At 67.6% G+C, this 19,822-nt stretch carries 25 protein-coding genes; 9 read left to right on the plus strand and 16 right to left on the minus strand.

The annotated features are described in order from the left end of the window. The first annotated feature begins 714 nt into the window (after window positions 1-714). From ACFV9T_RS30935 to ACFV9T_RS30945, 3 genes are read left to right on the plus strand one after another with little or no spacing between them, the layout of a single operon-like run. Window positions 715-2,007: a hypothetical protein gene (locus ACFV9T_RS30935; RefSeq protein ID WP_385445749.1), complete on the plus strand. Its 1,293-nt coding sequence runs from the start codon at window positions 715-717 to the stop codon at window positions 2,005-2,007. A gap of 22 nt (window positions 2,008-2,029) precedes the next feature. Next, entirely contained in the window at window positions 2,030-2,578 is a 549-nt protein-coding gene (locus tag ACFV9T_RS30940; protein WP_385445750.1) for a GNAT family N-acetyltransferase, read from the plus strand. Continuing rightward, window positions 2,575-3,090: a gamma-glutamylcyclotransferase family protein gene (locus tag ACFV9T_RS30945; RefSeq protein WP_385445751.1), complete on the plus strand. Its 516-nt coding sequence runs from the start codon at window positions 2,575-2,577 to the stop codon at window positions 3,088-3,090. The genes ACFV9T_RS30940 and ACFV9T_RS30945 overlap by 4 nt, the downstream gene beginning before the upstream one ends. A gap of 77 nt (window positions 3,091-3,167) precedes the next feature. Here ACFV9T_RS30945 and ACFV9T_RS30950 read toward each other — a convergent pair whose 3' ends face one another. From ACFV9T_RS30950 to ACFV9T_RS31005, 12 genes are all read right to left on the minus strand, one after another. Next, window positions 3,168-3,587 (minus strand): hypothetical protein, encoded by a 420-nt coding sequence (locus ACFV9T_RS30950; RefSeq protein WP_385445752.1) that lies wholly within the window; start codon window positions 3,585-3,587, stop codon window positions 3,168-3,170. A gap of 223 nt (window positions 3,588-3,810) precedes the next feature. Continuing rightward, window positions 3,811-4,095 (minus strand): hypothetical protein, encoded by a 285-nt coding sequence (locus ACFV9T_RS30955; RefSeq protein WP_385445753.1) that lies wholly within the window; start codon window positions 4,093-4,095, stop codon window positions 3,811-3,813. Between the two features lie 401 nt (window positions 4,096-4,496). Next, window positions 4,497-4,955, minus strand: coding sequence for a hypothetical protein (locus ACFV9T_RS30960; protein ID WP_385445754.1), 459 nt, complete (start codon window positions 4,953-4,955; stop codon window positions 4,497-4,499). Next, window positions 4,952-5,236 carry a hypothetical protein gene (locus ACFV9T_RS30965; RefSeq protein WP_385445755.1) on the minus strand — a complete coding sequence of 95 codons (285 nt, stop codon included), beginning with the start codon at window positions 5,234-5,236 and terminating at the stop codon, window positions 4,952-4,954. Before ACFV9T_RS30965 ends, ACFV9T_RS30960 begins: the two co-directional genes overlap by 4 nt. Then, a complete protein-coding gene (locus ACFV9T_RS30970) occupies window positions 5,233-5,898 on the minus strand; it encodes a hypothetical protein (RefSeq protein ID WP_385445756.1) in 666 nt (221 codons plus the stop codon). The genes ACFV9T_RS30965 and ACFV9T_RS30970 overlap by 4 nt, the downstream gene beginning before the upstream one ends. Continuing rightward, window positions 5,895-6,155, minus strand: a complete 261-nt coding sequence (locus ACFV9T_RS30975; RefSeq protein WP_385445757.1) for a hypothetical protein — start codon at window positions 6,153-6,155, stop codon at window positions 5,895-5,897. The genes ACFV9T_RS30970 and ACFV9T_RS30975 overlap by 4 nt, the downstream gene beginning before the upstream one ends. A 235-nt stretch (window positions 6,156-6,390) precedes the next feature. Beyond that, the gene (locus ACFV9T_RS30980) at window positions 6,391-7,032 is read right to left on the minus strand and encodes a hypothetical protein (RefSeq protein ID WP_385445758.1); all 642 of its coding nucleotides are present in this window, start codon (window positions 7,030-7,032) and stop codon (window positions 6,391-6,393) included. Window positions 7,033-7,072: 40 nt separating this feature from the next. Then, window positions 7,073-7,702 (minus strand): hypothetical protein, encoded by a 630-nt coding sequence (locus tag ACFV9T_RS30985; protein WP_385445759.1) that lies wholly within the window; start codon window positions 7,700-7,702, stop codon window positions 7,073-7,075. A 131-nt stretch (window positions 7,703-7,833) separates the two neighbouring features. After that, on the minus strand, window positions 7,834-7,989 hold the full coding sequence (locus ACFV9T_RS30990) for a hypothetical protein (protein ID WP_385445760.1): 156 nt from the start codon (window positions 7,987-7,989) through the stop codon (window positions 7,834-7,836). Window positions 7,990-7,991: 2 nt separating this feature from the next. After that, complete coding sequence (locus ACFV9T_RS30995; RefSeq protein WP_385445761.1) at window positions 7,992-8,768, minus strand: hypothetical protein; 777 nt, start codon at window positions 8,766-8,768, stop codon at window positions 7,992-7,994. Window positions 8,769-9,067: 299 nt separating this feature from the next. Further along, entirely contained in the window at window positions 9,068-9,343 is a 276-nt protein-coding gene (locus ACFV9T_RS31000; protein ID WP_385445762.1) for a hypothetical protein, read from the minus strand. A gap of 1 nt (window position 9,344) precedes the next feature. After that, complete coding sequence (locus tag ACFV9T_RS31005; protein WP_385445763.1) at window positions 9,345-9,533, minus strand: hypothetical protein; 189 nt, start codon at window positions 9,531-9,533, stop codon at window positions 9,345-9,347. Between the two features lie 331 nt (window positions 9,534-9,864). Between ACFV9T_RS31005 and ACFV9T_RS31010 the strand changes: the two genes are divergently transcribed. The 5 genes from ACFV9T_RS31010 (at window position 9,865) to ACFV9T_RS31030 (ending at window position 14,038) form a co-directional block, all read left to right on the plus strand. Continuing rightward, complete coding sequence (locus tag ACFV9T_RS31010; RefSeq protein ID WP_385445764.1) at window positions 9,865-10,866, plus strand: hypothetical protein; 1,002 nt, start codon at window positions 9,865-9,867, stop codon at window positions 10,864-10,866. 148 nt (window positions 10,867-11,014) lie between these two features. Next, window positions 11,015-11,497: a hypothetical protein gene (locus ACFV9T_RS31015; RefSeq protein ID WP_385445765.1), complete on the plus strand. Its 483-nt coding sequence runs from the start codon at window positions 11,015-11,017 to the stop codon at window positions 11,495-11,497. Between the two features lie 203 nt (window positions 11,498-11,700). After that, a complete protein-coding gene (locus tag ACFV9T_RS31020; protein WP_385445766.1) occupies window positions 11,701-12,063 on the plus strand; it encodes a DUF6221 family protein in 363 nt (120 codons plus the stop codon). Further along, complete coding sequence (locus tag ACFV9T_RS31025; RefSeq protein WP_385445767.1) at window positions 12,060-13,037, plus strand: tyrosine-type recombinase/integrase; 978 nt, start codon at window positions 12,060-12,062, stop codon at window positions 13,035-13,037. The genes ACFV9T_RS31020 and ACFV9T_RS31025 overlap by 4 nt, the downstream gene beginning before the upstream one ends. A 581-nt stretch (window positions 13,038-13,618) precedes the next feature. Next, window positions 13,619-14,038: a hypothetical protein gene (locus ACFV9T_RS31030; protein ID WP_385445768.1), complete on the plus strand. Its 420-nt coding sequence runs from the start codon at window positions 13,619-13,621 to the stop codon at window positions 14,036-14,038. Window positions 14,039-14,305: 267 nt separating this feature from the next. Here the strand turns inward: ACFV9T_RS31030 and ACFV9T_RS31035 are convergent, their stop codons facing one another. Together ACFV9T_RS31035 and ACFV9T_RS31040 are read right to left on the minus strand one after the other, a co-directional pair. Continuing rightward, window positions 14,306-14,950, minus strand: a complete 645-nt coding sequence (locus ACFV9T_RS31035) for a hypothetical protein (protein WP_385445769.1) — start codon at window positions 14,948-14,950, stop codon at window positions 14,306-14,308. An 86-nt stretch (window positions 14,951-15,036) separates the two neighbouring features. After that, window positions 15,037-15,261, minus strand: a complete 225-nt coding sequence (locus ACFV9T_RS31040; RefSeq protein WP_385445770.1) for a hypothetical protein — start codon at window positions 15,259-15,261, stop codon at window positions 15,037-15,039. A gap of 240 nt (window positions 15,262-15,501) precedes the next feature. Between ACFV9T_RS31040 and ACFV9T_RS31045 the strand changes: the two genes are divergently transcribed. Further along, the gene (locus ACFV9T_RS31045) at window positions 15,502-16,689 is read left to right on the plus strand and encodes a PIN domain-containing protein (protein ID WP_385445771.1); all 1,188 of its coding nucleotides are present in this window, start codon (window positions 15,502-15,504) and stop codon (window positions 16,687-16,689) included. 40 nt (window positions 16,690-16,729) lie between these two features. On the opposite strand, the gene ACFV9T_RS31050 is transcribed toward ACFV9T_RS31045, so the two are convergent. Then, complete coding sequence (locus tag ACFV9T_RS31050; RefSeq protein ID WP_385445772.1) at window positions 16,730-18,526, minus strand: hypothetical protein; 1,797 nt, start codon at window positions 18,524-18,526, stop codon at window positions 16,730-16,732. A 293-nt stretch (window positions 18,527-18,819) separates the two neighbouring features. Beyond that, on the minus strand, window positions 18,820-19,509 hold the full coding sequence (locus ACFV9T_RS31055; RefSeq protein WP_385445773.1) for a hypothetical protein: 690 nt from the start codon (window positions 19,507-19,509) through the stop codon (window positions 18,820-18,822). Window positions 19,510-19,822: the final 313 nt, after the last annotated feature.

A 19,822-nucleotide genomic window follows, 5' to 3' on the forward strand; every position in this document is an offset into this window, starting at 1 on the left:
CGGGGCCGGGCTGGTGAGTAGGGGCCCTCGTCCGGGCACCAGGTCGTCGGCCGGCGGTTCGAGCCACCGTGTAGTCGCGTCAGGCCGCGGTGACGGGGCGGGTATCTGAATCTTGTGCTCGCCCTGTCGCCCGAGGCAGACCGGGCGGGGGAACCTGTCCGGCCATTGGGACGTGGCCATCAGGGGACGCCAGCAATCGGCGGTGCCGGGTGGTACGAGGATCGCGGCGGAGCCGAGGTTTGCGAGAACCACGGCTGGGCCGAGGGGCTGTCCGTAGCCCCGGAGGATGCCAAAGGTCATCTCGACGAGAGCCTGTTTGGCCAGCACCACATCGAAGAGGACGCCGCACTCAAGGCGGCGAGGAAGGTGCGGGTGCAGCGCCCACCGGTCGAGGGACACCCCCGGGTCTGAAGTCGCCGCGGCGAGCCAGGCGGACAGGTTCCTGTTCTCGCCGATCTCGATGCGGGTCTTCATCGGGGGACCTCCAGGTCTCCACGGGGCAGCACACACTGTGCGTGTGGCGTGACCTAGTGCAGCGAAGTGTGGAAGCCCTGACCAGGTCCTTTCCCATGCCGTCTGTGGGCCCTCTACGTGCCTTCCAGGTGCCCTTTCACGGGCACTTTCGCCCTGACCTGGGCTTTTAGTTGACGATGTCTCACGCAGGCAGCCGCCCAGCCATTACCGTGAGGACGACAGGAACGGCGAGGGGTGTCCATGCGCGAGATGAAGCGGTTACGCATCAGGCTCAACCGCACGCAGGAAGAGGTGGTCCAGGGCCTCGCAGACCTTGCCGCGCGCCTCTGCGTCGAAGGCAAGATCAAAAAACGCCCCTCGTTCAGCACTCGGCAGTACAAGAAGTGGGAGAACGACGAGCCGCCACCGTGGCCCCACGCCGATGCGCGGAAGGTCCTAGCCGCCTACTGGAAGCGCCCGCTCGAGGAACTCGGCCTCCGCCCGCGCGACCACGGCGAGCCGACCAACCCGAGCCCGCCTGTCTTCACGCGCGTGCCTCTCCTCACCCAGGACCAAGCCCCGGACGTGGCGGCTCCGCCTTGGCTCGCCCAGACTCCGGCAGGCGCCACCAGTTCGGTTGAATGGCGTATCGGAGCGGCAGAGGTTGATGTGCTGCGTCATGCCGCTGACGACATGGACGCCCAGGACCAACAGTTCGGCGGAAACCGCCTCTGGGCCCCAACCCAGGCACTGCTGCTTTGGGTCCACCGCATGATCGACCACGGCATCTACGACGATGAACTAGAGCAGCAACTCCACGTGGTGAAAGGGAAGTACACCACCTCGCTCGGATGGTTCTGCTACGACGCCGGCCTTCACGTCGAAGCCCGCCAATACTTCTCCGAGGCCCTGAACGCGGCAATGACCACAGGCGATGACGTCCTCGCCAGCCGCACCCTCAGCAACATGGCACGCCAGGCCGTGGACCTTAAAGGGAAGGGCCGCGAGGCGGTGCGCTGCGCCCGTCTGGCCCAGGCCCACGCTAAGGAGTGGCAGGCACCCAGCCGCGTCATTGCCCTGTTGGCGATCCGCGAGGCCCAGGGGTACGCCCGGGTCGGGGACGAGTTCAACTGCGAGGCCACCATCAGGCGGGCCTGGAAGGAGTGGGAACGCGGACCCGACGAACGTGACCCTGACTGGTCGACCTTCCTGAACGAGGCGGAGATGGCATGTTTGGAAGGCATGTGCCGTCTCGACCTCGGGCAGGGCGCGCGAGCACAGAAGCTCCTGGCGAGGTCCGAAGCCCTCCAGGACGTAGCCCACTCACGCAATCGAGGGATGTGCCTGGGCCGCTTGTCCGTCGCGGCCCTGCGAAACGGAGACATCGAGCACAGCGTTGCCGCCACGACCGAGTCCCTACGTCTCATCGGCAGCGGCATGTCTTCCGCAAGGACGATCGAGCAGTTGAAGATCGTCCATGACGGACTGGCCCCCCACCACAAGAGCCGTGGAGTACGGGACCTACTCGAACAGATCCGCGCTAACGTCGCGTGAGTGCAGCGAAGGAGAGCACACAGTGGATGTGGAGTTCCACCGACATGACGGCCCGTCGGCCAAGGCCATCACGGATGAACTGGTCGGCGTGTACGCGAAGGTCTACGACACGCCCTCATACGCCGGTGACCCCTTCTTCTCCGTCGAGTCTTTCCGCGACCGCCTGGAAGCTGCGTTCGGTACCGCGGGCTTCGAGACGGTGACCGCCCAACGCGGTGGTCAGATCGTCGGTTACGTGCATGGCGCGACCTTGCCAGCCGACAAGCCGTGGTGGGTCTCCCTCGGTGACCGGAGGCCGAAGGAACTGGGGGAGCTGGCCGAGGCCGGCCAGGTCTTCTGGCTGCGTGAGCTGATGGTGCTACCCGAGTTCCAGAATCAGGGCGTGGGGCGGCAGATCCACGACACCGTCATCGCGGGCCGCGCGGAGAGCGCCACGACTCTGACGTGCATCATCGACAACCAGCCAGCTCACGATGCTTACCTACGGTGGGGGTACAAGGTGATGGGGCAGATCAAGCACGCCCCAGAGTCACCCCTGTACGACGCCATGTTCCTGCCCTCCCCCCGTTGAAGACCGGACTGCACATGACGCAAACGATCAACCTGCCCCGCCCGGCCCCGGAGAACTCTGGTCATCGGGACCGACTAGCGCAAAACCCTGACCGGCTGTTCTGCTACGGCACACTCCAGTTCGATGATGTCCTTGAAGCCCTGTTGGGGCGAATACCAGCCCGCACGCCCGCCTCTGCGCCCGGGTGGCGCGCCGCCGCGCTCGAAGGGCGGGTCTACCCCGGACTCGTCGTCAATGCGCTCGGCGGCGCGGCGGCCGGCATGTTGCTCACCGGCCTCAGCGATGAGGAATGGGCGATCCTCGACGCGTTCGAGGATCGCCGCTACGAGCTGCTGGAGATCCCTCTCGCCAACGGCGAGAGAGGATGGGCATACATCTGGCAGGACGGAGAGGTCCGGGAAGAGGACTGGGACGCCGAGACGTTCGAGACTCAGCACTTGGAGGAGTACGCCGCCCGGTGCGCGCGGATCTCCGAAAAGCTGACTGCGGATCTGCGCGAAGGCGCTCAGTAAGAAGATCGGCGTTCGAGGAGCCTAGGGCTCCTCGAACGCTGATGTGAACCTCAGCTTCTCGCAGTGCTCCACACCTGCTATTTGATCGGGTGGGCATCGAGCCAGTCGAACAGGTCGTGCGCGGAGCCGAGGACATCGTCGCGGTTCGTCAGCTCCGTGGCGCTTCCTGCCGGAACGCCCTGGTCCTCGCCCACCTCGATGCCCTTTTTCATTGCGTCGATCAGGGTGTACGCCTCGGTCCAGAAGTCGGCGCCTACGGATTTCTCCGCGTTCATCGCCTTCCGTAGGTCGCGTGCGGGTTCCATGAGCGCCTGCATCTGGTCCCAGCACGTACCCGGCTCCTGCTCGAGACAGCCGCCGTCTGTGTCGAACTTGGTCACCGCTTCCTGGAACGTGGTGGACGCGGCCTCTACGGTTACCGTCTTCGCCTTCGAGGTCGGCTTCGCGTCACCCTCGTCGTTCGAGTTGCTGCAAGCGCTCGCGGCCGCCGCGGTCACGGCCAGGACCAGTGCGCCGGCCGCCCTTCCCCACGTGTGTCTCCCCATGACGAAGGATCATTGCACGGTGGTCCGACACGGACACGCCAAGGGCCCCGGCCGACCGGCCAGGGCCCTCCGTCGAAGCGGGCGCGCTACGGCTCCGGCGGTGCTCTCCGCCGGTGGGTGGTCTGGCCGTAGCGCCAGGTATTCAGTTGTGGGGTCGCGGTGGGCTGGCCCGCGGTTACTTCTTCGGCGTGTTCTTGTCCGTGGTCGGCAACTCGCGTTCCGCAGTCTCGTCCCACCAGGCGTAGGACCACTCGTGCCGGACGGTCATCCGGTCTGCCCACGGGAAAACCTGCCCAGCGAGACTCTGCACCGCACCGATCAGGGCTTGTACGGCCTCGAAGCGGCGTTCGTTCCGGATGTTGACGCGCAATCCGCGCGGTACGTGGAACTCGAATGTGAGCCGTAGGACTCGTGGTGAGTCGGTCTCGGCCGGCATCGGTACCCCCTTCTGGATCAGCAACAGCCGCCATTGTGCCGATCATTCGGAGAGATGGGAAGTTCTCGCCGAAATTCGCCAATCTCGGGGAGATTGGCGAGGGGCGCGGCCGCGGGGCGGAGCCCAGGTGCTCCTTGCAATTCACGCACCGCAGCACCCCGGCCTCCGCAGGTGCTGCTCGGTAGTCGTCGGGCCGCACGTTGGGGAGTTGATGCCGGGCTGTGCACGCGGAAGCGTTGGCCGGGTCCTCGCCATGGGTGGGAACGACACCTCGAGCTTCACGAGGTCGGGGTGTCGGTCGGACGGGCCGATGGCGTCGACCTGGCAGTGCAACGTCATGCCGCTCCAGCCTTCGAGGGGGAGCGCGTAGGGCAATTCCCCCAGCTCCGGGTCGATGGTGGTGATCTCGTGGTTTCCGGGCTGGTTCACTGCTCGTGCACCCAACCAGGAACCACTTCGACGGGGATGTTCTCCTCGCTCCATAGGCGGATGACGTTCGGGTTGTCGTCCCAGGCCCGGAGGACGTTGTACTGCCGACGGACGGAGCGCAGCAGCTCCCGCTTGATGACGTAGTCCGGCCGGTAGTCGCCGCGGCCGCGCATCCAGAGGCCGGTGGAGGGGACGTCGTGCAGGGCGAGCCACATGGACGTCAGGCGCTCCCAGCGCCGATCCCGGCCGGTCATGATGAGCACGGCCTGGCCCCTGGCGTGCGCCGTGCGGGCCGCGTCGACGACGTACTGGTTCGGCGGGCAGGAGGCACTGGCCCGGTGGAACGCGGTGAACCCTCCGGGGCCCTTGATCAGGTGGCGGATGCCGGAGACGTCGACGAGCGTCCCGTCGACGTCGAAGATCTCCGCGTCTTGCAGTGCGACAGCCGTGGTCACTGCGTCCCCTCGTTGTAGATCCGGATGATCTCCGTGGCCTTCTCCACGCATGCCGTGCACCAACCGCGGTGCTCGGAGCCGCAGATGGCCATGGCGAGTGCGTCGACGGCGCCTGTCGAGGCGATCCGCAGCAGGACCGGGCCCTTCCGCTGGTGGCTGTCGCACGCCTGGGTCTTGCCGTCGCGGACGCCGCACGCGACCAGCGCCATGCGCTGTTCCAGCTTGGCGAACTCCTCCGCGGCGGGTGCCGCGTCGGGCACGGCGGTGTGGGGGGTGCTCATTGGTTGCAGTCCTTCGGGGCGCGCGACTTGTGGTGTGTGATGGTCTGGAGGTCTCTGCCGACCTGCTCGTACGCGGTCATCTCCTGGCACGCGATGCAGCGGTAGGCGATGTACCGGCGCAGAGGATCGGTCCGGGACATCTGGTTGCCCTGGCGGCCGCCGGCCATCTCGCCGGGGCCCGAGTCCCCGCACCATTCGCACGAGGGGTCGTGGTGGGTGATGACGGGCGCGGTCGTCCACCGGGACCAGGTGATCGGGCGGCCGCCGTGCTCGGCGGGCAGGGGCGCCTCGGCGTACACCGGGAGGTCGGGGACGGTTTGCAGATGACGGCCGCCGTGGACCGGTTCCGGGACAGGCTCAGGCAGGGCCTCGGCGACGCCGGCGGGAATCAGGCGGGGCGCCTCGGGCTCAGGCTCACCGCGCAGGGAACGGAGGCAGGCTGGGCAGATGCTCGCCGCGGTGACCGGCCCGTCCCACGGCCGTACGCCCGGGGCCCGTTCGGCGTCCGACGCGCACTCCAGTGCCACGGTGAACACGGGCACCGTGGGCGCGGTGACGCCCTCGGCGCCGATGTGCAAGACGGGGCGGCCCGCGGCGCGTACGACCAGGCGGCCGTCCCACTCGGGCGGGGCGGCCGGGGCTTCGACGGCGATGGTGGTCACGAGCGCTCACCCAGCTCGGCGAGTTGGAGGGCGCCGGCGACGTTGGCCCACATGTTCGCCATGTCCACGGCCGTGCCGCGGAGTCGCACCCACTCCTCGGCACGCGACTGGTAGGTGGTGGCGTTATCGCTGTCCCGCTGGATCGCGTACTTCCTGGCCTGTTGCTCATGCTCGTGCGCGTACTTGTTGGCGTCCTCGGCGCAGTGCGCCCAGGTGGCGGCCTTCTCGGCGGCTTCGGCCGCGGTGGTGTCGCTCATCGGGCACGCGCCACGAGGAGGGGCACGAGGCCGGTGGTCACAGGGTTCTGCAGGTACTTGTTCCTGCGGGCGGCGTGCACGTTGCGTCGGGCGAGACAGAGCACGCCGGCCGGGACGTGGCACTCCGGGCACGTCACGGAGTAAGCGCCCTGACGAAAACGGGCGGCGGTTGCGTGCGCGGCGTCGTGCGCGGCGTCGGCAGCCGGGGATGGGATGACGGCGGTAAGCAGGGGTATCACGCGCGGCCGCCCTTCCGCTCCGGGACGGTGATGTAGGGGCGGGCGCCGTCGGGGACGTCACTGGCCAGCCGGTACAGCCACAATCCCTCGCTCGTGGGCTTCTCGATCCGCTCGTACCGGGCTTCCCCGCGGCCAGGGTCCGTGTCGTCGCCCCACGCGATCGGGACGGTGAGGGACAGGCCGGGTTCCCCGCCTGGCCCCCTCATCTCGCCCGGGAACGTCAGAATCACTCCGGAGCACGGCCCGTTGAGGAACTGGATGACGAAGTCCTGCACGGGGCCGTCGATCCCCTCGGCAGCCTTCTGCTTCTGCACCCGGGCCCAGTCGAAGACCTCGACGGCCGTGGGCGTGGGGGAATAGCCCAGGAGGCCGCGCAGGGCGGCGATGGTGCAGAGCAGTTCGCCGTAGGCTGCGACCGGGAAGTCGTTCTTCCAGCGGTCGCGGAGCAGCGAGCACGCGGCCTTGTCGGCGATCTCGGCGAGGTGGACGTCGACGCCGTCGCGGTCGAGGAGGGTTCCTCCGCGGGCGAACGCGGCGATGACCATGTTGACGGAGTGGGTCCGGTCCCAGATCGGCGTGTGCTCGGGCACGCCGTTGCGGTCGTAGACCTGGAGGGACACGGGGTGTCTGGTGCTCATGGAGGGGCATCTCCTTGTTCCGGCGAGGGCGGGCCAGCCCTCAGCTCTTGTACGTCGGAATGCCGGTTCCCGTTACGGTTTCGCCTTTTACGCTGGTCAGCGGCCCGTGCAGTTCGACAATAACGAGGGACATCCGGGCCAATCCGGTCTCCACGGGCGCGCCCATGAGGGGGTACGGGCCGAGTAGATGCTCGTGGTCGTCGTCCGGCAGCAGGTGCCGCAGATGGGGCAGATCCGGGTTGGGGGTCACCAACCCGTCGACGTACGCCTTCGCCGTCGGCGCCCAGTTCCCGGGGTCCCGGGAGCGGTTGAGTTTGCGCGGGTGCAGCACGTAGTAGATCGCCGCGTGCTGGAGACGGGGGACATCCATGGGCTTGATGAGGCTGGTGGCGTCCGCGCGGAGCCGCTTTCGGATGCGGTGCTCGACGCTCCAGTGCGGGTACCGCTTGTTGCTGGTCAGCATCTTCTCGGCGTACGGCATGAGCAAAGTCCAGTGCCGTCCTGGGCTGGGGAGGCCGACGAGGAGCGGCTCGACCGCGGGCGGTGGCGGGGTGGCCGGCGGGTCCGGGGGTGGCTTCTTCGGGGCGGTCTTCTTCCTCGCCGCGGCGGCCGGGGCGGTCTGGCCGCCCCGGCGCGAAGCCATCAGCGCGCGGTACCGCGCCGCGGTCATCCTGGCGACCATCAGTCGCGGTCCGTTCGCTGGAGGCAGCGGGGGTAGGCAGAGCCCCGGTAGCACCGGTCGTAATCCGCGCTGCTTACGCAGAACTCGGTCCGGGTGCCGTCGGCCGCTTCAGTCGTCAGCTACCGCTTGGTGATGGTCGTCGTCCCTACCTTGTAGGTGTCGCGGTCCTTCTCGACGACCCTGCCGGCTGGGCCCGACGCGTACGACGTGGAGCAGGTGGTGAGTACCAGGGCGCCGAGGACGGCGACGGCGGCGAGTCGGATGGAGCGGTTCATGGTCAGCCCTCCAGGGCGGCGGTACCGGCTTCGGTCAGCCGCCAAAGGTGGCCGGAGCCTGCCCTTTGCGTCGCGCTCCGTTCCTGGTCCGGTCTCGCCCAGCCCTTCTTCTCCAGCTTCCGGACGGAGTTGTCGAGCTTCCGGCCCAGGTGTCCCCAGGCGGCGCGGCTACGGTGGCTGGTGTCCCGGATCGTCGAGCCGCCACGGACGTGGAAGGTGACCACTACGCCAGTGGCGATCAGCCGGAGCAGGGCCGCCTCAGCGTTCGTCGGCGGGGCCGGGGCGTTCGCGGCGCGGATCTTGGCCGCGTAGTCCAGGCAGCGCACGCAGTTGGGCGGGAGGTCGACGGCGGCGCCCAGGTGCAGGGGGTTGGCCCGGCCGGGCGTCTCGCACAGGCCCCTGCCTGCGGGGTGCTTCCGCGCCTTCCTGGAGACCACGTCGGCCGGGGGCACGGCGTGACGGGTGGCGCCGTCCGGACCGGTGTGGCGGGTGTTCTCGTGCACCGTCAGGACGACGGGCCCAGCGCTGGCAACCAGGTTCCAGCGGCGCTTCTCTGTCTCTAACTTCGCTGCGGCCAGCGTCGCTTGAGCCTTCCGCCGCTCCTCCGCGGCTTCCCGCTCCTCGACGATCCGGCGGGGGAGCGGAGGGTCGAGGTTCAGCTCGTCGGCCGCGACGAGCATCCAGCCGTCCACGCTGGAGATCCGGTCGACGCCGGGGAAGCCTCGCCCGAGGACAGCCGTGCACCAGTCGCGGCCGCGGCGGGCAACCGCCTCCGTCATGCGGCGGAGGTCATCCGGCCCCAGCGGGGGACGGCTCCTCAACTCGGCCTCATGCCTTAGCTCTTGGTACAGGTCGTACGCCGGTTCAGGCTCGGGCGGGGGCAGTGACACGGTGATCACCTGACGACGGGACATAGCGGTTCCTTCCTTCGGGACTCCGGCGGTGCTCTGCGCCGGATGGCGCCGTACGGGTGCGCTCACGGGGATTCCAGAGCGCGCGATCGAGGCGCGGCGCAAATCGGGGCTGAGCGGAGAATCGTTCTGAGCGAAGAATCGAACGGCTCGAACGCGGGGGGTTATTACGCCTTCTCGGGGGCGATGGCAGCGACCGAAGCGACCCACGAATGGCAGAACCAGCGCGGAACGCCCGGGAAGGCGCGAAGCAGGAGAAGCACGGACGCGGCCGTAAGGGTGAACGAGATGTTCGCCAGGGTCCAGCCGACGACGCCGACCACCGTTGCGGCTGCCATGGCGACGGCGATGCCGAGGACGTCGAGCGCGATCGAGGCGAGGGTGGGGTGCGCGAGGGCCAGGAGGCCGAGGGCCCAGGCGAGGATTCGCAGCTTGGCGCGCATCTCAACTTCTCTGCTGCTGGCCGTAGTAGCCGCTGGCCGGGTCGGTGGTGTCGGAGAGGTGGACGCGGAAACCGTCGGTCGCCTTCACCAGCGGGTCGTCGGCGGTGCCGGGCCGGCCGTCGGCAGCGCAGATGTCGCACAGTCCGCTGTGGTCTCGCTTGAGCTGGGCGCCGTTGATGTAGCCCGCCATGGCGGTGCTCCTTCGTTCGGGACTCGGGCGGTGCTCTCCGCCCTTCGGGGAAGACTCTACGGGGTTACTCAAAAGTAGCCGACAACAAATATGGTGTGTCGGTAATCTATCCAGCGTCAGAACGAGGTCAAGTGTCGGCTGACACGGCAGACTTCAGTAGCGCACGGAAGATTTCAGTCGGTCCTTCAGTACCGCACCGAACGCTTCAGTACGCAGACGCGTTGAGCAGGGCGCCCTGGACGTACAGTCCGTGGCTCAGAGGGAGAGACAGCGAGGACCGGCAATCAATCAGCCTGGGGGTGGAATGGGTAACAGAGATCCGTTCGATGGGGTGCCCTACGACAGAGTGTCCCTTGGCCGACGCATTGTTGAGCGCCCTGACGTCACCTTCCGCCCCGTCCGCAACGGGATCGACTACCTTCTGAGCGCAGTGGAGCACTTGACGGCCCGCAGGCATCGCGACCTCTTTCCTGCCGACCGCGACCTCAAGTACGGAGTCCTGCACCTCCACGCCGCCACAGAGGTCCTGCTCAAGGCGCGGCTTGAGGTAGAACACTGGAGCCTCGTCTTCGCCGACCCCGGGAAGGCGACCCTCGCCAACTTTCAGGCCGGCAGCTTTAACAGCACGACGGTGGACGGCGCCATCGCCCGGCTGCGCGACATCGCGCAGGTCGAGATCAGCGACAAGACCCGACAGGCGATCAAGCGGTTGGGGGATACACGCAACGCGTTCACGCACTACGGCCACTCCGTGCCCGCGCTCGTGGTGGAATCCCGTTCGGCCGAAGTGCTGGCCTTCTTGATCGAGTTCATTGAGGAGGAGCTGCACGTTCCTACCAATGACTTCGACGAGGAGTTCGACACCTCCATGCGGCGCATCCGGGCCGTCCTGGGCAACATCGATTCCCTTGTCGCAGATCGCATGCGGGACGTCGATGCGGACCTCAAGGGCGAACTCCTAGAAAACACCATTATGTGCCCGACCTGTCGGCAGTTCGCCGTACTCGTAGGCAGTCAACCGCAGTGCCGTTTCTGCCTGCAAGCCTGGACGCCCCGAGACCTGGCCTCTGAGTACGTCGTGCTGGTCACAGGCCCAGACGACGGACAAGTCATCCCGTGCGAGGACTGTGCGTCGGGAGAACGGGGGGTGGGCGACGAGCGCACGCTGGTCTTCCACGTGGCCACCGCGGACAACCCGCAGGATGACGGGAAAGCGCTGTGCTTCAAGTGCGGCACCAAGTACATGAGGCGCGAGAGGGTCGTCTACGACCATGCCAGCGACGCCTTTGCGGAGCAGGCCCCGACCGAACGAACCCACGATGAGCAGCACTGACCGGCCTACCCAGGCCATGCGTCCGGCGAGTCTGCGGTGCGCACTGTCAGATCTGCACGCTGAAGTCTTTCGTACGCCCGACCGCCCGCCAGTCACCGCACGGAAGATTTCAGTGCGCAGGCCAGGGCACCGGCGACTGAAATCTGTGATGAGGACCGACATCAAGGGAGACGCGTTGGAGACGATGACCACCGCTACAGGTGTGGGCGAGATCGAGCATGCTGCCCGCACGGCGTGGAGCGCGGCGGAAGCTGATGGACTCGGGCTGATCGCATTGCGCCGCGCGGTGCTCGAGGAACTGCTGGAGTCAGCGCCCTGCCTCAACGATCACGACGAAGAGGTCCGCATCGTGGTCAGGCGCCACGGAGCCGACTTCAGCGGACACGCCACTGTGCGGTGTCGCAACAAGCAGTGCGTCGACCCTGAGTTCTACGTGACGCGGCTCTCCCTCGAGAGCGTCAGCGACCCCAGTCGTGGTTACGAGCTGGAAGGCCTCTGGTTCTCGCGCCTGGACATGGGACTGCACCCGGTGTGGCGGAACTATCCCGACTGCAACCTCAAGCCAACGGCCCGCTTCGAGCGCCACCCCAAGGCTGGCTCCATCGGTCAAGTTTGGGAGGTGTCGCTGTGAACAACCGGAAGTCGGTTGAGGACTTCACCGCTGGCGGGACGGGGCCGGTACCCACGGAACAGTGGACGATGCTCCGCCTGATCGATCCGCACCCTGCGCCGGAGGGCGCTGACGAGTGGGTTGATGCCTTCGTTGCGTCCTCGGTTAAGCCCGTACGGAGGGATCCGGCCCCGGCGCCGACCGGCTCACCGGAGGTGGACGCCATGGTGCAGTACCTCCGCGACGTCTGGTCGGAGGAACGCTGCATCGCCGAGACCACGGCCGCCGAAGGGACTTGGAAGCTGGGGAACACCCAGGACTGGCGCCTCTGGATCGAGGACGACCAAGGCCGCAAGGTCGCCATCCTCCCGACTCGACTCCCGGGAGACGGGGATGTGTCCGTCGGCGAACACATCGAGCGCCAGGACCCATGTGCGGTACTCGCCGACCTCGACGCCAAGGAGCAGTTGCTCGGCTTCCTCCGGCCCACCGAGCTGTACGGGCACGCGGTGCGCATCCTCCTGCAGCGGTACGCCCGAAACGTCGACTTCCCCGAGGCGTGGCGACTGCCCGTCCCCGGCCAATGAGCATCGCCCTCAAGGAAGCCGAGGAAGAGGGTTCGCCGCAGCGGCGTACGGCGATGCGCCTGTTCGAGGCGTGGTGTGCACAGCAGGGGTGGGTGGCGAAGCCGTGTACGACGGCAACGTATACAGAGTACGGCCGTCACCTCATGGCGAGGGGCCTCAAGGTCACCACCATCCGGCATTACATGTCGCTGGTCCGGACGTCCATGCCAGCCGGGAAGAAACCGGACAACAGCCTGTATCTGCTGCTCCTCGACCACTACCGGAAGAAGAACAAACGGGCGCTCCGGAGGAAGGAAGCGTTCCCGATCACACTGCCGTACCTGGTGCCGATGATGGAAAAGGCGGAGGCGGATGACCGGCCGATCGGCTGGCGCGACTCGGCCATGTTCGCCTTCGGGTACCGGTTCCTCGGCCGCAGCATCGAGGATGTCGACCTGGACCTCGGGGAACTGACGATCCTGGACGACATGGTCACGGTGTGGCTCGCCGAGGACCAGACGCACAAGGGCGAGGAACAGACCCTCTACCTGCACGACCGCGAAGACCTGCGGCTGGTCTTCCGGATGCGCCGCTGGGTCGGCTATCTCGCTGAGCAGGGCATCACCACCGGCCCGGTCTTCCGGGAGGTCAAGCGCAACGGAACCGTCCCCTCGTCGGAGACCCGGGCGAAAACCGCCACCAAGCGCGGTGAATACCTGCGGCCGCAGACCGTCAACGAGCGGGTGAAGCTGTTGTTCGCCGCGGCTGGCCTTAAGACGGACGGCCGCCCCGTGTCCTCCCACAGCCTTCGCGCTGGCGGCGCCACCGACCTCGGTATGAACGGGGCGACGGACGAAGAACTTGAGGAGGCGGGCCGCTGGAAGAAGGGCTCGCGCATCCCCCGGGTGCGGTACGTCCGACCGGTCAAGAGCGCGGCCGCGGACCCCTTCAAGAAGGTCCCGACGCACAACCCGGAGGCTCAGGCGCAGGAGTGACCCCGGGCACCGTGGGGCCCGTACAGCGGCGTACGGGCCCCCTTCGATGTGCTCAGGTTGGGACGGGCAACACGGCGCGCATCGCGGCCGCGGTGAGGGCGAGGACGCCGATCGCCGCACGCGGGTCGTCGTGCAGCTCCCACAGGCATCGAGGGCGCGCCGTCGCCCGGGGATACCGTTCGGGGCGGCGGCGAGGACGGCCTGGACGGTGGAGCGGGCCCGGCCGGTGGCGGCGATCTGCTCCTCGACGTCGTTCATCGCCTCAGTGGGGGAAGGTGGAAGGCCCGGGAGCGGGCGGCGGCGTTGCCGAGGACGGTGAGGGCGTCGGCGGTGGGCGGGACGAGCTTGTCGAGGTCGACGGTTTCCATGACGGCATCGCGATGCGGAGCACGGCGGGTTGCGGGGAGTACGTGCGGATGGTGGATGAAGAGCGGACTCACCGTGTCCAGCGGGAGCCGGAGGAGAAACCCACAGGTCAGAGCCTCGCTTGATAAGTACGCGACGTTAGGGCGCTGAGTCGCGCACTGTTCGGCGGCTGTCCCGCCCGGGGCAGCGTTTCCGAGCACGAAGGAAGTGCGCACATGGCTGCAACCTCTTGGACCCCGAATCTCACCAACGTCGCCGGCGTCGACGGCACGTCCGGCACCGGCAAGTACGTCAACGCGAACGGCGTCTGCACCTTCACGGCTCAGATCGTTGCCAAGAAGGAGACCGTCTCGGCGTCCAGCGCCGGGTTCGGTCTGACCCTGCCGGTCCCGGCCGCGGCCGGTGTCCGGTACGTCTTCCAGGCCAGCCTCGACGGCCGCGACGCGGACCACGGCGTCTGGACCGGTGAGGCACAGATCTACGCTGGGTCGGACGGCTCGCAGATCGACCGCATCCGAGTCACCAGTCCCTCGAACGGCGCCGCGGTGCTGAACGTGGAGCACCTGTACGGCGACGCCGAGGGGGCTGTGGAGGCAGAGATCATCACCGTCACTGGTTCGTACCCGACCGCCTGACGCACAGGCACCCCACGACCGCGGGGCCGACGGACACGCTCCGTCGGCCCCGCAGGCTTTCCGGGCCCGTACATGGCTGTGCCCCGGGCAGCATCGCGTTGAGAGGCGGACCCGGGGCGTACGTGGATCACCGTAGTCGCCACGGCCGGGCCCGGTCCACGGGTTTTCGAGGGGCGGGGGGCTTCGCAGGTGGAGGCGGACGGCTGCACGGCTACGGTGGCCGAAGGCGCCCGGTACCGCTCACCCGGGCCCTTTCTCGTGCTTTCGTTAGTTCTCCGGCGTCCTGGACGACAGGCGGCTCATTCGGTTGTGCAGGCGTGCCCAACGAGACGGACGGGGTTCGGCTACCGCGACGACGACTCGCCCGAAGGCTGCGAGTGCCGCATCGAGCCTGGCACTGTTCTTGACGTCCCCGACGGCTTCCAGCAGTTCGTTCGTCGCCTCGACGACGCGCTCATCGGCGTGGCGTAGGAAGGGGGCTGCTGTCTCGTGGACTCGGATCATGGGTGCACGCAGGGCGGCCAGAGCTGTCTTGCTGGCGTGCGCCTGGCGCAGGCTCATCCGTGCAGCCTCGCCCAGGCCGGCCGCGAACATATCCCGGTTGTTACCGCCGAGGACGCGTACGCGGGCGGCCTCGCCACTCCCCGCGCAGGCCACGGTGAAGACCAGGCTCAACACCTCCCAAGGGTGCTCCCATAGGCGGCGGTTCATGGCGGCGGCGGCCCGGACGTCAACGGCAGCAACGATCAGGGCGTCAGCTCGCTCGCGGAAGGCAGCCAGCTCGGCTTGATGATCAGCGCGGTCACGCGACCAGTTCGTCAGGTACCAGATCACCAGACCACTGCCGAGGGCGATGACACCGTTGACGATGGTGTCCACCTGCCCTGCGAGGGCTTCAAGGAACGTGTTCACGGCGGCAGCTTCCCGGGAGGTTGATCAGCCGGGGAGTGCTGTTGCCTGATGCGGACGGAACCCGGACAGTCCTGTTGCGAGCGGTGTCAGCCGGCGTAGTCGTGCCTCACTTGGTCCTCGGCGGCGCGCGCGGTGACGGTGTCGACCGCCTGCTCGAGGGCGGCAAGGAATGGGTCCGCGGCCGCGCCAAGGATGGCGTCCCGGGCGAAGTCCTCGACGCTCTGACCGGCGGCCGTCGCTGCGCGCTGTACCTGGTCATGCTCGGTGGCCGTCAGGGACACGGAGAGAGCCGCAACCTGGGCGAGATCCATGTGGGGACCGTACCAATACTCTGAGGGCCTTCAGGCGACTTGCTTCTTGAGCCCCGCCCGGATGCCGGGCGCGTCGGCTGCTGCACGCCGCGAGCGACGAGTTCTTGCACCTAGTCGTGAAGGCGTCCGAGGCTGGCATGTTCGCGTGGGTGGATGCAGTCGTCAACAACACAGATATCCGATGCAGCTCTCCCCGGCTTCCTGGGACCCTTGATCAGACAGCACGGGAGGGGAATCACCTTGATCATTCTGGACACGAGCATCCTTCGGACCTTCAGCCCCGAGAGCAGCAGCGCCGACCTACTGCGCGCGATCCTCGGTGCTAACGCCCAGGTGGTGGCAGTTCCCTGGATGGTCATGGAGGAACTTGCCGCTCAACAAGCCATCAAGCACCAGGAGAAGTTCGAAGCGGCCGCCCAAGCCCTGGAAGCCCTGAAGCAGGTCACTCCCTGGGAGCTGGAGCCGGAGCTGGAGCTTGGTTCAGTCGAACTGGATAGCATCCGCGACCACTGGCGTCAGAAGTGGGGCACTGTCGTCGGGACCATCCCGACGAGCGAAGGGGCCTTGCGCCAGGCAGTGTTCCGTGAGGCGAACTCCTTGCCGCCTTGCAAGACCGCGAAGGGGACGAAGACCGGTTCTCGCGATGCCGCTATCTGGCTGACCGCGGTGGAGTACGCGCGCCAGCACCCCGACGAGATGGTCTATTTCGTCAGCGCCAATGTTCGGGATTTCGGCGACGGGACCTCTTACCCGTCTCCTATGCGCGAGGACATCGCGGGTATGGAGAGCAGGTTTGTGCACCTGACGAGCATGGACGACATCGCTGCCCGTTTCACGGAGCCTGCCACGACGGATGAGGCGCTGGTGCTCGCCATCCTGAAGTCGTCCCAAGCACAGGACCAGATTGCGGAAGAGGCAGCGGTGATCATGCACACGCAGCTCCCCTTCGAATGCTCTGTCGTGTCGGATCTCGATGGGCGGGCGGTCTTGATCACCCAAGCGGTCGACGGGATTCTGGCAGACGTTGTCTTCAGCTCAGTCGAGAGCGTCCAGACCTACCGCATCGGCGATCACGAGTGGTGCACAGCAGTCGTGGAGTGGCACCTCTCCGGAATCGCTCGCACCCCGTTCGGGTCCAGAGGAGTCGGCTGCGGTTGGACGACGGCCGTGCTGTTCACACCGGACCCCGATGAGGCTCGGCTGACTGTCATTCGGTCTGGCCGGCCACGCCCGCTCGATGAGGAGGAGTTCAACGCGCTCGAACTACCTCCGGTCACGACCAAAGTGGAGGATACCCTCCAGGACATGCTCCGATTGAGCTTCCCTCAGGCGCGTGACGAGGACTCCAGCTGGTTGCGGAATCCACGCGTCTACGATCTCGTCCAGCGTGTACGGCGGGTCCGCATTGGCGACACGTCAGTTGGATGAGGCTCCTCGCATCTCAGTCAGCCGTTATCCGGCCGTGCCGTCAGTTGAGGAGGCCGCGGCGGCGTGGCTGGTTCAGCGGCTCGGGCTCGTACACGGCCAGAAGGGCGGCTTCGGCCCGGTCGGGGGACTTCATGCCGCGGGCCTTCATCGTCTTCTTCGACTCGATGATGCTGTACCCGGCGGTGTTCGACCCCAGCTTCGGGGTGGAGAGCTGGATGCCGGCCTGCCGGTCGAGGCGCAGGCGCAGTCGGCCGGTTCCGGTCGCGGGGTCGGGCTGGAGGAGCGCCCTGGTGGCGAGCCACATCTCGTCCCGTTTGCGGTACGGGCGCATGACCGCTCCCGGGTCGTCCTGCGAGGGGGACTCGGACACCATGACGCCCACGATCTGTGCCTGGTGGGTGCCGTTCTCCGCCCAGACCTCCATCATGCTGGTGGCGCCGTAGCCGATGCCGTTCTTGTCGATCTTCACGCGGACGGGGTGGGGGGAGTTCAGGGCGTCCGCGAGGCGCTGCGCCGCGCGGATCTCTTCCAAGATCGTCTCTGCGACCTTCACCTGGTTGTCGTTGGCCATGCCGGAGCTGGCGTGCCGCATCTCGATCGCGTCGCCCACGGCCCTGTAGATCGTGAATTCGTCGCCACCGTCGGCCGCGACGTCGACGCCGAGGCGGACCCAGGCGCCTTCGCGCACGGTGTGCTTGGCGGTCTCCCTTTCCAGACCGAGGTCGCACAGCCGGTGCCAGCCGGGCCCGGTTGGGTCGTCGTTGTTCTGGGCTTCCTCGACCCAGGTCACGGGTATCGCGAGGCCGCCGCCGCCCTTCGGGAAGCGGGCGTGCACTTTGGCTATGACGTACGGATGGTCTTCGCCGTACTCGCGGATCGTGCGGTCCACCCAGTCCTGATCCGGGAGGTGGATGGCGAGGGAGTGCGAGGGGACACCGTCGGGGCAGTCGTTGCAGTACGGGACCGGTTCCTTCGTGATGGCTGGGGAGGCGAACGTCGCGATGGGGATCGTGACCGTGGACGACTCCTCGGGGTCTTCGCCCTCCTCGCACAGCGTCTCGAACCAGGACCGCGGATCGTCCATCGCCGGGTTGCCGATGGCCAGCATCCGCGCGTCACCCGTGAGCAGGTTGTTCGTGCCGTTGCCGATCGTGCGGGCGATACCGCCGGCCTCGTCGACGACGATGAGCAACTTCGGCGTGCCGTGGATGCCCTGCATCGCGGCTTCGTCGTTCTCAGGCGCGGTGAAGCCGTACGCGACGATGACGTCGTTGCCCCACTGGTCGGGGATCTTCCACTGGGTGGTGTCGCAGTAGCCGGGCAGGCCCGCGCGGGCGACGGTCTTCCTGATGTGCGGCCAGAGCTGGTTTCTGACCTGCCGAAATCTCGTCGCGGTGGTGACGATGACCATGGTTCCGGGGGCGTTGACGGCTCCGGCCCAGGCGACGAGCCTGCCCGCGATCCACGTTTTGCCGACGCCGAAGCCGGCCGGGACGGCGATGCGCTTGTTGACCGGGACGGCGTCGACGATCTCGCGCTGACGGCTCCAGATGGACTCCCCCAGAACATCTTCGATGAACCCGGAGGGCGTGTCGTGCCAGAGGCCGTACATCGAGCCCGTGGCCCGCTCGACCTCCCGCATGACGTGCGGCCGCTCGCGGCCGGTGATGTCGTACTTGAAGGCGCGGCGCCGGGCGGGCACGGGGGCGCGGAGCAAGATGTCAGCGACGTTGGCGGCGTCTCGGGACGTGACGCCCGGCCGACGCCCGTTCCGCAGCTCCCGGGCCGGTGGGACCACGCGAGGGCGGGCGGTGGGCGAGAGCTGCGTGCGGGCCATGCCGGGGAAAGTGCCGCCCGCGGGTATCTAGTGTCGCGGCCTGGCCGGGCCCATGCCCAGACCACGGCCAGACCGCGAGGTTCCGGCACGATCCTGACCAACGAACCCGCCCTGCCTGTCAGAAGGGGTGCCCGTGCCGGAAGTCTGCTGCCGGGGTGACGGGCCCTGCACCGGGGAGGTGGAGTAGGGCCGTCACCCCGGCCGGGGGTGCGGTGCTGGAGTGCCTTCCCCGAGGGGGGATCTCGGGGTCAGACGGCCAGCGCACTCTGTAGTACGTCGCGCGCTGGATTTTGTTACGCCTTGTCGGCGCCAGGCGAGGCCTTCTGCCAGAAGTCGCGGCGGATGCCGGCGAACGGGGACGGCTCACGGAACAGGGCGTCGAGGCTGATCGGTTGGGTGCCGAAGCTCCACGATCCGGTGGGCTCGCCTACGGCGGTGACGCCATCGAGCGGCTTGCCCTGGGCCCTCCAACGGTCGATCGCTTCCCGGGCGGCCTTCTCGACGCGGGCCTTCTCCTCGTTGCTCAGCGGCGTGTCCAAAGACTTGGTGCCGAGAGGGAGGATGCGGAAGGCGACCGCGGGTGCGCCCTTGCCGCTGCCGTCGGCCTCCCACCCGAGGGTGGTCTCGAGGCGTTCCGCCGGTGCCCTGATGAGCTTGAGGATTGCAGCGACCGCGGAGCAGCCAGGGCAGTCACAGGGCTTCGAGGCTTGTGCGGCGGTCGCGGGCTCGGGTGTCTCCTCGGCGGCCGGCTCGTCGACGGGAGCCGTTCTGGTGACGTCGAGGGTGGCGAGCAGGTCCTGCTCTTCCTCGGCCCGTCGTATCGACTGCCGGAAGATCTCCATCTCCGACTCGACGACGGCGCGCTCCACTGGGGAGAGCTGGAACCACGGGGTGGAGTCCTGTCCGGCGCTCTGGAGGAACGCCCGGCGGGTCTCGTAGAAGTGCCGGGTCAGGTTCGGCGGAAGCATCGTGCGCGTGGGCATGGATCGCATCGTCATATATGGGGGAACGCCAACGGCCGGATTCTGTGACACCCCGCTCCTTCTGCGCCCTCTTGCTGCTGCTGCGCTGGGGGTCGGTTCGAGGGGCCTTCGGAGGCGATGCACGCCGATGCCTGAGCGAAGCGAAGGCATCGGAACTCTTACTTCATTGTGGTGCTTGATCTTGTTACTAAAGGCGCCTGATCTACCGGTGACCGGGCCGCCGGTGCCCGCTTCACCGGAAGCCGGAGTTTTATGAGCCGGGGACCGCCGGCCCGAAATACAGGCCCCGACTGACAGGCGGGCCAAGGGCTAG

It is taken from the genome of Streptomyces sp. NPDC059850 (assembly GCF_042731515.1).
Classification (GTDB): Bacteria; Actinomycetota; Actinomycetes; order Streptomycetales; family Streptomycetaceae; genus Streptomyces.

Coding starts and splice junctions, on each gene's coding strand:
- ACFV9T_RS31020 (WP_385445766.1), top strand. CDS start 11,701: ATGGTGCAGTACCTCCGCGACGTCTGGTCGGAGGAACGCTGCATCGCC.
- ACFV9T_RS31005 (WP_385445763.1), bottom strand. CDS start 9,533: ATGGCGGGCTACATCAACGGCGCCCAGCTCAAGCGAGACCACAGCGGA.
- ACFV9T_RS30935 (WP_385445749.1), top strand. CDS start 715: ATGCGCGAGATGAAGCGGTTACGCATCAGGCTCAACCGCACGCAGGAA.
- ACFV9T_RS31030 (WP_385445768.1), top strand. CDS start 13,619: ATGGCTGCAACCTCTTGGACCCCGAATCTCACCAACGTCGCCGGCGTC.
- ACFV9T_RS31040 (WP_385445770.1), bottom strand. CDS start 15,261: ATGGATCTCGCCCAGGTTGCGGCTCTCTCCGTGTCCCTGACGGCCACC.
- ACFV9T_RS31015 (WP_385445765.1), top strand. CDS start 11,015: ATGAGGACCGACATCAAGGGAGACGCGTTGGAGACGATGACCACCGCT.
- ACFV9T_RS30995 (WP_385445761.1), bottom strand. CDS start 8,768: ATGACGGAGGCGGTTGCCCGCCGCGGCCGCGACTGGTGCACGGCTGTC.
- ACFV9T_RS30985 (WP_385445759.1), bottom strand. CDS start 7,702: ATGACCGCGGCGCGGTACCGCGCGCTGATGGCTTCGCGCCGGGGCGGC.
- ACFV9T_RS30990 (WP_385445760.1), bottom strand. CDS start 7,989: ATGAACCGCTCCATCCGACTCGCCGCCGTCGCCGTCCTCGGCGCCCTG.
- ACFV9T_RS31055 (WP_385445773.1), bottom strand. CDS start 19,509: ATGCCCACGCGCACGATGCTTCCGCCGAACCTGACCCGGCACTTCTAC.
- ACFV9T_RS30980 (WP_385445758.1), bottom strand. CDS start 7,032: ATGAGCACCAGACACCCCGTGTCCCTCCAGGTCTACGACCGCAACGGC.
- ACFV9T_RS30965 (WP_385445755.1), bottom strand. CDS start 5,236: ATGAGCACCCCCCACACCGCCGTGCCCGACGCGGCACCCGCCGCGGAG.
- ACFV9T_RS31000 (WP_385445762.1), bottom strand. CDS start 9,343: ATGCGCGCCAAGCTGCGAATCCTCGCCTGGGCCCTCGGCCTCCTGGCC.
- ACFV9T_RS31050 (WP_385445772.1), bottom strand. CDS start 18,526: ATGGCCCGCACGCAGCTCTCGCCCACCGCCCGCCCTCGCGTGGTCCCA.
- ACFV9T_RS31025 (WP_385445767.1), top strand. CDS start 12,060: ATGAGCATCGCCCTCAAGGAAGCCGAGGAAGAGGGTTCGCCGCAGCGG.
- ACFV9T_RS30975 (WP_385445757.1), bottom strand. CDS start 6,155: ATGAGCGACACCACCGCGGCCGAAGCCGCCGAGAAGGCCGCCACCTGG.